This window comes from Streptococcus sp. HMSC061D10 (assembly GCF_001808865.1).
Classification (GTDB): domain Bacteria; phylum Bacillota; class Bacilli; order Lactobacillales; family Streptococcaceae; genus Streptococcus.
This window is the reverse complement of the sequence record NZ_KV794987.1, coordinates 1-13949: the sequence shown is the minus strand read 5'-3', so window position 1 is coordinate 13949 and position 13949 is coordinate 1. Positions and strand designations below refer to the sequence as shown.

At 42.1% G+C, this 13949-nt stretch carries 12 protein-coding genes; all 12 read left to right on the top strand.

Annotation, left to right across the window (positions count from 1 at the left end; genetic code table 11):
• Positions 1-2 precede the first annotated feature (2 nt).
• Positions 3-362 (top strand): hypothetical protein, encoded by a 360-nt coding sequence (locus HMPREF2728_RS00065; protein WP_075226696.1) that lies wholly within the window; start codon positions 3-5, stop codon positions 360-362.
• Between the two features lies 1 nt (position 363).
• The gene (locus tag HMPREF2728_RS00060) at positions 364-963 is read left to right on the top strand and encodes a Gp15 family bacteriophage protein (protein WP_075226695.1); all 600 of its coding nucleotides are present in this window, start codon (positions 364-366) and stop codon (positions 961-963) included.
• A gap of 20 nt (positions 964-983) precedes the next feature.
• Entirely contained in the window at positions 984-4376 is a 3393-nt protein-coding gene (locus HMPREF2728_RS00055; protein ID WP_075226694.1) for a tape measure protein, read from the top strand.
• Complete coding sequence (locus HMPREF2728_RS00050) at positions 4377-5873, top strand: distal tail protein Dit (RefSeq protein WP_075226693.1); 1497 nt, start codon at positions 4377-4379, stop codon at positions 5871-5873.
• Between the two features lie 2 nt (positions 5874-5875).
• On the top strand, positions 5876-9421 hold the full coding sequence (locus HMPREF2728_RS00045) for a phage tail protein (protein ID WP_075226692.1): 3546 nt from the start codon (positions 5876-5878) through the stop codon (positions 9419-9421).
• Positions 9421-11472 (top strand): DUF859 domain-containing protein, encoded by a 2052-nt coding sequence (locus HMPREF2728_RS00040; RefSeq protein ID WP_075226691.1) that lies wholly within the window; start codon positions 9421-9423, stop codon positions 11470-11472. Before HMPREF2728_RS00045 ends, HMPREF2728_RS00040 begins: the two co-directional genes overlap by 1 nt.
• A gap of 10 nt (positions 11473-11482) precedes the next feature.
• A complete protein-coding gene (locus HMPREF2728_RS00035) occupies positions 11483-11914 on the top strand; it encodes a DUF1366 domain-containing protein (RefSeq protein WP_075226690.1) in 432 nt (143 codons plus the stop codon).
• Between the two features lie 31 nt (positions 11915-11945).
• Complete coding sequence (locus tag HMPREF2728_RS10760) at positions 11946-12092, top strand: CD1375 family protein (protein WP_186822176.1); 147 nt, start codon at positions 11946-11948, stop codon at positions 12090-12092.
• Between the two features lie 15 nt (positions 12093-12107).
• Positions 12108-12524, top strand: a complete 417-nt coding sequence (locus tag HMPREF2728_RS00030) for a hypothetical protein (RefSeq protein WP_075226689.1) — start codon at positions 12108-12110, stop codon at positions 12522-12524.
• A gap of 4 nt (positions 12525-12528) precedes the next feature.
• Entirely contained in the window at positions 12529-12762 is a 234-nt protein-coding gene (locus HMPREF2728_RS00025; protein WP_075226688.1) for a phage holin, read from the top strand.
• A 3-nt stretch (positions 12763-12765) separates the two neighbouring features.
• Positions 12766-13500 (top strand): CHAP domain-containing protein, encoded by a 735-nt coding sequence (locus tag HMPREF2728_RS00020; protein ID WP_075226687.1) that lies wholly within the window; start codon positions 12766-12768, stop codon positions 13498-13500.
• A gap of 187 nt (positions 13501-13687) precedes the next feature.
• Complete coding sequence (locus HMPREF2728_RS00015; protein WP_075226686.1) at positions 13688-13945, top strand: DUF7720 family protein; 258 nt, start codon at positions 13688-13690, stop codon at positions 13943-13945.
• Positions 13946-13949 lie beyond the last annotated feature (4 nt).

The window sequence follows — 13949 nt, the reverse complement described above, 5'->3', positions numbered from 1 at the left end:
AAATGGTAGTAATTAAGAAACGTGACAATGTCATCCCTGTTGACTTTGGAGAGTTCAAACTTGAATTTGTAGCCAATGACAAAAATATCCACAAAATGGAGTCTGTTGGTAAAAAGCTTGAGAAAGAGGGCGAGGAAATCTCTAAAACAGAGGATAGCAAAGCCTTTGAATCATTGCAGGGTATGGTAAAAGAATCATGGACTGAATTATTTGATGAAGATGCCTATAACAAAGTTTATGCTTTTTCTAATGGCTCAACCGTTGATACTATGGCCTATTTGCTTGAAACTATCACAGGTGTCGTTGAAGAATGGGAAAAACGCAGCAACTCTGATGCCCTTAAAAAATATCTAGGTGACTAACATGCTGGATTTATCAAGGAAATTGACGGATGAGTTAGTCCTTGGTGATGATGTGTACCCTATGAATATAGCTTTTAACAAGGTCTTGAAAGTGGTGGAGATGATCAATGATGATGACATTGACGAACTTTACAAACCTTACCTGGCTATTCAGATTTTGACTAGTGTAGATTTTACTCAGGCTTTGACTCCTAAACAAGCTACAGCAATCTTTAAGATGATATTTGAGGAACATATCAGAATTATCCCAGCTAAAGATACAGCACCAGTGCTAGACCTAGCAGGCAATCCTATCAAGAGTAAAATACGCTCAAAATCCCAATCAGAGGATGGAGAGCGCCTTTTCAGTTTGAAGTATGATGCTGAATATATTTACTCATCATTCTTGCAGGCCTACGGCATTGATCTCATTGATGCTCAGAACAGCCTACACTGGAAGAAGTTCAACGCTCTGCTTAATGGGCTCCCCAGTGATACTAAATTTGCCGAGGTGCTCAAAATACGTTCTTACAAACCTCAAAAAGGAGACAGTAAGAAGTACAAGGAGAGTATGAAAGAACTCAAAAAAGAGTACGCTCTACCTAAAGAATTTGACTACTAATTTTAGAAAGGAGGTCCAAAATGGCAGATGGTTCAGTTACTATCAAGGTTGATATGGATGGTTCCAATGCCCAGGCTGGAGTAAGTAAGCTCAAGTCTTTATTTGGAGGCCTTGAGAGCGCAGGCACCAAAGTTGGCTCTGTCTTTAAATCTGTATTGGGTGCTAATTTAATTGGATCAGCACTCACTACAGGGATAGGTACTATTACTAGTGGTGTCCGTGAAATGGCCTCGGAGCTTAATAGTTCTCAGAAAGCATGGAAAACTTTTGAGGGGAACCTCCAAGCCTTTGGGCGTTCAGCTGATGAAATCAAGGCTGCTAAGACCGAGATGCAAGATTTTGCAACTAAAACCATCTACTCAGCCTCTGACATGGCTAGTACCTACTCTCAACTTGACGCAGTTGGTACTAAAAATGTTGGTAGTCTAGTTAAAGCTTTTGGTGGTCTAGCCGCATCAGCAGAAAACCCAGCACAAGCCATGAAATCACTGTCCACTCAAGCAACACAGATGGCAAGTAAGCCTAAAATTGCCTGGATGGATTTTAAAATTATGATGGAACAGGCCCCAGCTGGTATGGCTGCGGTTGCAAAAGAGATGGGAATGTCTACGGCTGACCTCGTAAAAGCTGTCCAAGATGGCAAGGTCAAAACTGAGGACTTTTTCGACGCTTTAAACCGAGCAGGGAACTCTGAAGCTTTTCAAAAGATGGCGACAGAGTTTAAAACAGTTGACCAAGCTATCGACGGAGCAAAAGAAAGCTTATCTAATAAGCTTATGCCAGCCTTTGAAAAACTTAACAAGTTTGGAATTAAGGCAGTCAATGCAATATCTGACGCTCTTGAAAAAATCAATTTTGATAGCATGGCTGAAAAGCTAGGTGCGTTCTTAGAGGGTATCGACATTGAGGGAATTATCACTAGAATCAGCTCATCAATCTCTAATGTTGTTTCCAAAATCAAAACGTTTTGGGCTGCGTTCTCAAACACTGGTGCAGTTACTGCTTTTGTCGAGGCTATTAAGAGCATTTCAGGAGCGATTGGACATGTGTGGGAGAGTTTGACAGCATCAGATGTGTTAACGACTCTAGGAAGTGTATTAGGGAATATTGTCAAGTGGCTTTCTCAGGCTGCAACCGCAGTAGCTGACTTTGTTTCAGGCTTAGATCCAGCAACAATACAAAGTGTAGCCACAGCGATTGTCAGCATTGGTACAGCATTACTAGGCATCAAGACGGGAGTTAAGATTGCGCAGGCGCTCAAAACGGCCTTTGATTTTGGTAAGAATTTAGTAAGCCTTGTAAGTAACATTCTAGGTCTGACAACAGCTCAACTTGCTAATGCTGGGGCAAGTGCCGCAATGAGTGCAGGAAATACCGCAGTAGGGACAACTGCATCAGCAAGTGCTGGCTCCGTCATGAAACTAGGCGCAGCGATCCTTATGATTGGCGCAGGGGTGTTAATGGCAGCGGCTGGTGTTTACGTTCTGGTACAAGCAGCAATACAGCTTGCCTCAGCAGGAACTGGGGCACAAGTTGCAATGCTTGGCATTGTTGCAGGGATAGCCTTGTTAGCAGCAGGAGCAGCTGCGATAGGTCCAGCATTGACAGCAGGAGCCGTAGGTATTCTAGCTTTTGGAGCTTCCGTTGCTCTTATTGGTGCTGGTATTGCCGTTGCTGCTCTTGGGATTTCTGTACTTGTTACAGCCATCTCGAATGGGATGACTCAGATTATTAACGCTATATCTGCAAATGCCCCACAGATTGTAACAATTATCCAGGCTATTTCAGAGGGCATCAACACAGCAATGACTGGTATTGCCACCATCATTACCTCTGTAGGAGTAGTTATTAGCGCCGCTTTGCAAGGTATCGCTAATATCTTTACCTCAGTTGGGCAAGCAATATCTACTGCTGCTCAAGGAATCGGTAAAGGTATTGAGAGTGCCTTTAATGGCATTTCCAATGTTATCACCTCTGTAGGTAATGCTATCAAGGGTATATTAGACGGCCTTGCTAATGTATTCAACTCTATTGGTACTGCTGCTCAAAAAGCAGGAAATGGATTTAAGCAGTTAGCTCAAGGGGTGGTAATGATCACTAATACCAACCTTGGGGATATGGCAGCATCTTTAGCGGCCGTTGCTATTGGTGTTGGTAAAATTTCTGGAGCAAGTGCTGGTATGGCAAGTGCTGGTGCAGGGATGCAAGCGCTAGGAACAGGTCTGAGCATGATACAGTCTAGTGGAACAATGGCCGTAGCTGTATTAACATCAATGGCTAGCTCTATACCTACCATATCGGAATCTATAACTAGTTTAGCGCCAGCAATGACAAGCGCTGGCTCTGCTATGACTGCCTTTGCATCATCTACTATGTCCTCTTTTGCTAGCCTTGCTGGTTCAGTAGCAAGTGTTATGGCTCTACAGACAGGGTTGACGGCTCTATCAAGTGCAATGATGATGGCTCAAGCAGGAGCCTCTGCAATGTCAGCAGTTTTGGCAAGTATTACGAGTTCAGCAACAATGGCAGGCACTGCTATTATGCAACTAGCTACATCAGTACCTATGGTTGCATCAGGATTTACTAATATTTCTAGTGCTGCTACAACAGCAATGGCTCAACTTAATTCTGTTGTTAGTTCTGCAATGACACAAGCTGTAGCAATAATGCGCTCAAGCATGCAACAGATGGTCTCTGTGGTCATGCAATCAGCTACTCAAATGACACAAGCTGGGCAACAGGCAGGGCGTGGGGTTTCTAACGGTATTACTAATGGTATCCGTTCAGGAATTGGATCAGCAACGGCTGCAATGTCAGCAATGGTGAACTCTATCCAATCTACAGGGATGAGAGGCGTGTCTACTATGCGCTATGTAGGCTCTATGATTGGTCAAGGCTTAGCAAGTGGTATGTATTCAGCTCTGGGGGCTGTAACAGCAGCAGCTAATGCGCTAGTCGCTCAGGCTGAAAGAGCTGCACAGGCTAAGGCTAAAATCCACAGCCCGTCAAGACTATTCAGAGACAATGTAGGTAGATACATTGCTCAAGGTATTGCTGTAGGTATTGAAAAAAATACCTCGGATGTAACAGATAGCTTGGCCTATGTACAGAGAGAGATGTCAGCGTTCAAATTTGGCGTTGAGGACTTACTAGGCTTAGGCAGTAGCACTCTGTCTAGTCAATTTAAGCTTAAATCACTTACAGAGAGAGCTGAGACAAGCCACATTGAAGTTATAAGAGACCAAGCTGATAAAACACTTGCTAGAGCTCTCGAGATTGCTGAGGATGCTGTTAAGCGCCCTGTGAATATGGTGCTAGATGATGGTACTCTGGTCGCAAAAATCGGAGGGCCTATGACCAACTACCAAAATGACAAACTATTGATCGATAACATGATGAGAGGAATTATCTAAATGAATAATAATACTATTACTTTCAATGGGTTTGACCTCTCTGAGGTTATTAAAATCATTGAAATTATCAGACCAGCAGGAAACGAGCGTCATATTACTACAAATGACGCTCCTCTTTTAGGGGTGAATCTACAAGAGGTAAGGACAGGGCCAAAGGTCATAAAGATCAAGTTTGCTATGCAATACGACAACGGTACGACCTTAGAGGCGGCTAAACACAAATTAGCAGGAATCTTTAACACTCCTGACCCTGTTAAAATTATCATCTCTGATGAGCCTGACAAGTATTACATGGGCCTAGTATCTGGCTCAGTTGATATGGACAATGTGACTAGATGGTTTCAAAAAGGTAGTTTTGAATTACTTATCCCTGATGGAGTTGCACATAGCTCAACCTACAGGGTGTTTGATAATGGGCTAGAGCAATCTGACAAGATTGTTTTTAATTTGATCAATGATGGGAATGTTCCAGCATTTCCTGTGGTTAAAATCAAGAATAATGCTGAAAATGGCTATATCGGACTAGTGAACGCCAGTGGAGCTCTTGAAATTGGAGAACGTAAGGAGGCTGATACAGCGATAGTCAAGCGTTCTGAGGTCTTGCTTGATTTCAGAGGTGACAAAGTCGCTGATGGCTTTGCTAGAGCTATCAAAAATAGCTCGGTGACTAACAGTCCAGAGAATTTGATAGGTACAGCAGAGCTAGTCACAGTAAATGGCAAAAAGTATGTCAAACTAAGAGAACAGTCTAGCGGTACATACAACGCTAGCTACTCAACAGGTCTGTCATGGGAAATCCCTGCTGACTCTGCTAGAGAAAGAGGCTCGCTCAATGACTACATTTTCGGTAGATTGGTCTACCAATTAGAATCTGCTAATCAATGCGGATTTATTAAAGTAACTGTAACAGACACAGCAGGGCGATTTTTGTATGGAGTTGAAACTTATAAACGTTACAACGGGCTAGATTGTGGGTTCAATATTTTTGCAACGGATAACAACAACGGATACAACTTTTTAAAGACTTTGGATTTCGACTCCTCGAACACAAACAAAAATCCTTTTGCATTGACAAGAGGACAGTTTGAAATTAAACGGAATGATGAGAAATTACAGGTCTACTATAATGGATCGTACCATAATTTTGTAATTCCTGAAATTAAAGGTAAAAGATCATCTAAAGTCAATGTGACGATAGGTGCTTTTCACGGGAAAACAATCGTCCCTCACTTATATCTTGATGAGTTGATGTACCGTAAGGATTTCGTGCCAGTCTTCGGAGATATCCCTAATCGCTATCCTGTTGGTTCAAACGTTGTCCTAAACAGTGAGAATGACACAGTTACAGTGGATGGTATTGAGAAAAATACAGATGTTATTCAGGGTTCAAAATTCTTGAGTATTCCCCCAGGGAAAAGTCAGTTTGAGGTATATTACTCCAGCTGGATCAAGACCAAGCCTACAGTTGCTGTGGAATTTAAAGAGAGGTATCTATAACAATGTTACTGACAATACATGACTCAAATTTGCAAAAAGTGGCATTTATTGACAATGAAAAGCAGGGGACATTAAACTATTTCAACGATACCTGGACAAGGTACTTAGAGACAGGATCCAGTACCTTTGATTTCACTGTCTTTAAAAAGGCTATCATCTCAGACATAGGGCAAAAGAGAGCTTACAACACTCTTAATGAAAAGGCCTTTGTATCATTTCAATACAAAGGCAAAACCTATCTACATACTATACGAAAAGTAGAAGAGAATGAGCAGGTTATTAAATGTTATGGCATAAACCTTAATCTTGAGCTCGTCAATGAGTACTCAAATCCTTACAAGTCTCCTAAAGCCATGAGTTTTAAGGAGTTCTGTGATGCTATGGACTTGCTCAACTACACTTTCCTAAAAATCGGTATCAATGAGGTATCAGATAAGAAAATTTCTGCTGAGTGGGAGGGCACAGATACTAAGTTAAATAGATTGCTTAGCCTTGCCAAAAAATTTGATGCCGAAATTGAATTTGACACACGGCTAAATGACGATAGCTCTATCAAGTCATTTATAGTCAATGTTTATCACGAAAATGATGATACGCATCAAGGGGTTGGGAAAATCAGCCCAACTATCCTGAAATACGGTAAAAACCTCAGAACAATCACTAGAACGATTGATAAGACAGGTGTTTTCAACTCTATCCGTCCTAGTGGTAAAAGAAAGGTAAAAAATGGAGATGGTGCAGAAGTTGAGGAAGAAGTTACAATTAACGGCCTAGATGACTGGAAAAAGTACAACAAGGACGGCGTTTGTGAGTTCTACCAAATGGGAGCTTATCTTGTTGCGCCTATTTCTATGCAGCTGTATCCATCAACTTTCACCCACGCAACGGGTGAACTAGACCAGTATACCAGAAAGGATTTTAGTTACGAGACTGATGATCCCAAAAAACTTAGAGAGCTAGCATACAAAGAGCTTAAAAAGAATTGCTATCCAGCTGTTACTTATGAGGCCGAGGGATTTGCTGATCTTGAAATCGGAGACACAGTTAAGATCTATGATGACGGTTTTAGCCCTACTCTTTTACTTGAAATGAGGGTTTCAGAGCAGTCTATCAGCTTTACGAATCCTAAAAATAATAAGACCACCTTCTCGAACGCCAAAGCTCTTGAAAATCGTCTATCGCTAGGCATTCAGCAACAGTTGGATAGAATGATAGAAGATGCCAAGCCTTATATTGTTAAGGTATCCACAGACAACGGCACAGCATTTAAAAATGGGCAAGGGCAGTCTGTAGTGACTCCTGTCTTGATGAAAGGTAACAAGGTTATCAATAGTGGCTGGCGTTGGGTTGTTGATGGAGAAATTAAATCCACAAGCTCTAGTTACATTGTCAGAGCTGCTGATGTCAATCAAAAAATGGTATTGACGGTCTCTGCGTGGGTTGATAATAAAGAAGTAGCCTCAGAACAGGTTACTTTTTTAAATGCCTATGACGGCACCAAAGGAGATAGAGGAGAGCCAGGCAAGGACGGTGTTGCTGGTAAGAACGGAGTAGGCTTGCGTTCTACTGTCATTACTTACGCATCATCTACCTCAGGGGCTAATGCTCCAAACGCTGGATGGACAACCTCTATCCCAGTTGTACCAGCTGGGGAGTATTTGTGGACTAAGACAGTCTGGGATTATACAGATAATACCTCTGAGACTGGCTACTCAGTGGCTAGGATTGGTAGGGACGGAAATACTGGTAGGGATGGTGTCGCTGGTAAGGATGGCGTTGGCATCCGTGCAACAACCGTAGTTTATGCTAGCTCCACATCAGGTACTGTTCCACCATCTAGCGGATGGGCATCTCAAATCCCTAGCGTACCAGCTGGCCAATACCTTTGGACAAGAACTACATGGAGCTACACAGATAATACCTCTGAGACTGGTTTTTCTGTGGCAAAAATGGGTGAAACTGGACAAAAAGGAAATAGAGGAGAGCCTGGTCCCAAAGGTGACAGAGGAGAAAAAGGCGAAAAGGGCGACCGTGGGGAACGTGGGCTCCAAGGACTCCAAGGTTTACAAGGTCCAAAAGGTGACCAAGGTATTCCTGGGACTAAGGGGGCAGATGGTAGAACCTCGTACACTCATATAGCCTATGCTGACACAATCTCAGGTGGTGGCTTTAGCCAAACCAATGCAGATAAATCCTATATAGGTGTCTATGTTGATTTCAACTCAACTGACAGCGTCAATCCTGCTGACTATCGCTGGACTAGATGGAGAGGACCAGATGGCTTGAATGGTAAAGACGGTCCTCAAGGTATTCCTGGTAAGCCAGGGGCTGATGGTCGTACTCCTTATTTCCACAGAGCATGGGCTAATTCTGCTGATGGTCGTAGTGGGTTTAGTACATCTGATAGTACTAACAAGCGCTATTTAGGCACTTACACTGATTTCACAGAGGCAGATAGTCAAGATCCTGCAAGGTACAAGTGGACGGCTCTATTTGATAATGTTGAAGTAGGGGGTAGGAATCTATTTCTTAATTCACTATTCAAACGCAGTCTAAGAGAACGATACTCAACTTACCTTTTATATGACGGGCGAGATCAAACACAGGGACAACTTGCTTTGAGCATCGATACAAATGAGAAATTTAAAGGAGCTAACACCCTTAAAATTGTATCGACCTTCAACGGCAAACAATCTAACCAGAAGGCGACATTTTCTATAGGTGGAGATGCACGCTCAGGAACGATTGACGAAATGCGCAACAAGTCTGTTCGCTTTAGCTTTTGGGCAAAATCTACTGTCAATAATACTAATTTTCAAGCTCGACCTGGATATAGAGGAAGTCTTCAATCAGTTCCAATAAGCACAGATTGGGAATTCTATGATATTGAATTGATAAGAAAAGAAAGCTCAAATGCTACAAGCGAGTTGATTATACACGTTTTCACCGCTGCAACCGTCTGGATCGCTTATCCTAAAATAGAAATAGGGACGGTTTCAACAGATTTCTCTGAAGCACCCGAAGATATCCAGAAAAATATTGACTCAAAAGCTGACCAAGTATTGACTCAAGAGCAACTGAACGCTCTAAATGAGAAAGCTGGAGTTATTCAGGCCGAACTTGAGGCTAAGGCTAGTGCCGACACATTGGATAATTGGGTGAAAGCCTATAAGGATTTTGTCAAGTCCAATGAGACAGCGAGGGCACAAGCTGAGAAAGATTTGATTTCAGCTAGTCAGCGTGTCTCTAATATTGCTAAAAATCTCGGAGAATTATCTGATAGATGGAATTTCATTGATACCTACATGAGCTCATCAAATGAGGGCCTAGTAATTGGTAAGAATGATGGAAGTTCTAGTCTGATGTTTAACCCGAGTGGTCGGATTTCAATGTATTCAGCAGGGGTAGAGGTTATGTACATTTCTCAAGGTGTCATCCACATTGAGAATGGTATTTTCTCTAAAACAATCCAGATTGGACGATTTAGGGAGGAACAGTATCACACTAACCCAGATATGAACGTAATTAGATATGTAGGAGGTATGTAATGGCTGAATTTTGGTCAAATAATGATAGGAGCTATTATCTCAGACTGTGGGTAGACCAGGTATCTCAAAACACCACTGACAATAGCAGTCAAGTAAGGGTAAGGCTTGCTTTGACAAACGGTGCTCATACATTCGCAGAATACAACTGTACTGCTTCGGTGACTATTGATGGGCAGACCATCAACTGGTCAGGTCGTCCGTCTATGCTTAGCCAAAATCAGGTAATTATGCTAATTGACCGAACTGTAACAGTCGGCCATAATGCAGACGGAACTAAGACATTTAATTTGTCCGCCAGCTTTTCAGGGGGTGGTGGATGGTCTCCTGGCGCTCTAAATATTGATGGTAACTCGTTTACTTTGACAACAATCCCAAGATCTAGCTCTGTGAGCGTTAGTCCTGGAGTTATTGGGAACACAATCACTATCAACATTTCACGACAAAGTTCTAGCTATAAGCATACTGTTCGCTATTCATGGGCTGGCAAGTCAGGGACGATCGCAAGCAATGTGGACACATCCATAACGTGGAGCATTCCTATTGATTTCGCTAATGATATTCCTGACTCAGCAAGTGGCACAGGGACTATTTATGTAGACACTTACTCAGGTAATACTAAGACTGGTACACAGTCTATTACATTTACAGCCAGCGTGCCAGCTAATGTCAAGCCTACATTTACAGGAATTTCCTTGTCTGACTTAAACGGCGCTGCTCAAAATCTTATCCCTAACTCAAATACCTTTATTCAAATCATTTCTAACATCAAGGTAGCATTTAATGGAGCAGTTGGTTCTTACGGTTCATCTATAACTGGCTATCGTGCAGAAATAGTAGGCAAAAATCAGACTACAGATGTCAATGGCGGAAGTCTAGGCATCATGAACTATAACGGCCCTATCACCATCAGAGCAAGTGTCTCGGATAGCCGAGGGCGTTGGTCTGATACTAGAGAGGTTTCTGTGACTGTGCTTGAGTATTTTGCTCCTGCTCTTAGTTTCAATATTACTAGAACAGGCTCAACCTCTAGCACCCTTACGGTAACAAGAAATGCTAAGGTGGCACCTTTGACAGTAGCAGGGCGTAAAAAAAACACAATGACCTTGACTTTCAAAGTTGCAAGGCTAGGCACAAATGCCTTTGCAGTTGACAATGGTCAAGCGACTGGCACCTGGTCTAGTATCTCAAACCTAGTCAATTCTCAGGCTAATCTAGCCGGTAACTATCTAGCTAATCAATCGTGGGTGGTTATCGGTACTCTTGAGGACAAATTCACTCGTACTGAGTTCATGGTCAACGTAGCTACAGAGAGCGTGGTTTTCTCTTATGACCGCTCTGGTGTCGGTGTCAACAAAATCAGAGAGCGTGGTGCTTTGGATGTAAAGGGCGATATATACGCTAATGACCAGCCTATTCAGCAGTATAGGTTAACTAATAATGATGGAGGTCTAGGTAGAGGTAGTGCTCAATGGGATGATGTTTGGAACAAGAAAGGGACAGAGTTTGGATGGAGGAGTGGAAAGTACCCAGATAACCCTACTGGTAATGACTGGGGACTATTTCAAAACTATTGGCTTGACAGTTGGAAAGGCGTGCAATTTTTTACAGGGGTAACAACTAATAGATTTTTCTTTAGGACTTACAACAATAACAGTAGATGGGCTCCATCTCAATGGAAAGAGATCGCTACCAAAGACGACATCCCTAAAATTCCTGAAATTCCTAAAATCCCTCAAGGGACTCCGTGGCAAGAACTGTCGTTACGAAACGGATGGGCTCATCACCAAGAGTACAACAACGTTCAGTATTCAAGATCAGCAGATAACGTGGTCTTCCTCAAAGGTACTGCTCATCAAGGTAGGACTACTCTTGATACAAATATAGGCGTTTTACCTGAGGGGTTCAGACCTGCTCAATCAATCTATGTGATGGCATTAAATAACAGCTATACAGTAGCAATTTTAGGGATACATCCAGATGGGAATGTTGTGGTAAAAGCAAATGTAGACTCAACGTGGCTTAACTTTGATAACATTTCATTCAGAATATAAAGGAGAAAGCATGAAATTAGAATATGGCTCAAAAACTCTGGAATACGACGCCAGTGGAACAGCGTCCGCCACCAAGATCACATTAGTAAATTCAGACGGTGCTAATGTGCCTATTTTTTTACCTGCTGATAAAATCAACTTGTCAAACACAGATCTCTTTGAGTTGGCTCTGGAGGCTCTGTATCAGGAGAATTTTCCACAACGTGCTGAAAATGAAAAATTTAACACGCTTGGAGAGAAAATTGCCGAGTATGACAATTTGATTGAGAAAGCTAACAAAACTATCGCAGCAATGGAGTCGCAAATGGCCACCCAAAAAACACAGTCACAAATGGCTCAGGTTACTCTAATGAGCGTGATTTTCAAACTAAATGAAAAGGGGTTGTTGACAGATGAAGACCTTGCTGAAACTAGTATCACTGATACCACTGAAAATCAGTGATTTTAAAGAAGAATTGAAAAGAGGAAAAGACATGATGATCAAATTATACGCAGTAAACGTAGTAGCTGGGACTTACCCATTCTCTAAGGTGCCTAAAGTCCTAAAGGCTAAGGTAAAGCAACAAATCGCCCTCATGGTTGAAGACGACGAAATCTTGGCAGAACTTACAAAAGAATAAAAGCGAGGTGATCGCTTGACTATATCGGATTTAATTGCACATCTTGCTCCTACACTCGGTGTCGTAGCTACTGGATGGTTTGGGATGAAAGCTAGTAAATCAGCCAATTTAAACAAGGAGCAATTTAATGAGCTGAAAGATGAGTTAGGGGCCATTCAAACATCTGTCAATGACATCAGAGAAGTTGGAGAGGATAACAACAAGAAAATTAGCGAGGTGAACAACAAGCTAATTGTCCATGATGAGGCTCATTTAGTCACAATGTATCTAAGACTAGAGCGTGATATGACCTCTGCTATTCAGCGTGGCTATACAACAGTGCATGAGTCTGACATCATTCACAAGATGCACAAAAACTATAAGGAATTAGGCGGCAATGGGTACATTGATAGCCTATATAAAAAATACAATATTTTAGAAGTGAGGAACTGAAATCATGAAAATCAACTGGAAACTACGTTTTAAGAATAAGGCGACTCTTGCCGCTATCGTTGCTACAGCAATCTTGCTAGCGCAACAACTAGGCTTTAAATTGCCTGACAACGTCAATGATGTAGCTAATACAGCTCTTACATTGCTTGTATTGATTGGGGTTGTTTCTGATCCTACAACATCAGGCTTGTCGGACAGTGAGCAAGCACTAGACTATGATAAACCAAAGGAGGGGTAAGGTATGTCAAGTAAGAATGAAGTATTACAATTTGCTCTTAATTTAGCAAATAGTGGAATGGGTGTGGATAACGACGGTGCGTATGGTACGCAGTGCGCAGACTTACCTTGTTATATCATGCGTCAATTTTTCGACATTCGCCTCTATGGCAATGCCTATGACTTGCTTGCCTCGGCCGAAAGTCAAGGTGTAGATGTCCGCTATGATGTTGCTTATCCTGAGGCTGGCTGGATCTTTGTCAAGAGTTTTATCTCTGGTGGCGTCAACTACGGTCATACTGGTCTGACTATTGAATATAGTGACGGATTGACTGTCAAGACCATTGAGCAGAACATTGACGGAAACTGGGACTTTTTGGACGTGGGTGGCCCTGCTCGTTATCATGAGCGAACGGTTGGGGAAATCGTGGGTTATATCGTGCCACCTTACGAGGACGGTACGGATGACGTCTCAGAAGTTGAAACGGAGCCAACAACTGACGAGATTAGCCTTGAGGAAGAAGACGGAACATTTACAGTCGGTGAGGCTCAAATCAATGTCCGACGTGCTCCGAATTTGACAAGTGAGATTGTGGCAGTTTATGATCCAGGCGAAACCGTCCATTACGACTCTAAAGGTTCAGCTAATGGATACCGTTGGATCAGCTTTATCGGAGCATCTGGAAACCGAAACTACATGGCGATCGGCCAAACTGACGAAGCAGGAAACCGTATCACACTATGGGGTACGGTTGAATAAATTATATTTACTAGAAAGAATCAAAAATATAGTACACTAGACCGCAGGCTCACGCTTGCGGTTTTTTTGTTTGGCCCAAAAAGGTTGGATTTAAAATCCAAGCTATTTCTCTGAAAGTAGAAAAAACAGTGATTTTTTCACTGCTTTTTTTATTTTTTCTACGAATAGATAAGTAGGAGGAATGAAAATGAAGATTTTAAATATTGAACTAGCAAATGTAGAGCAGACAGATTTAGGGTATGAGCATTGGGTTGATGTGACTTATAGTGTACCGATTTTGAAAAACGAATACACGGTCAGATTGTTGTTGCTCTTTGGCTTTGAAATTGAAGATGCTGAAGTGATTGAATACCTGGTCAATTCTTGGAAGTACCGTGAGCTAGTCCTGCATTCTGTGAGGATGTATGAGATGGAAAAAAGCGAGAGTTTTACTATCCTTGATTGAAATG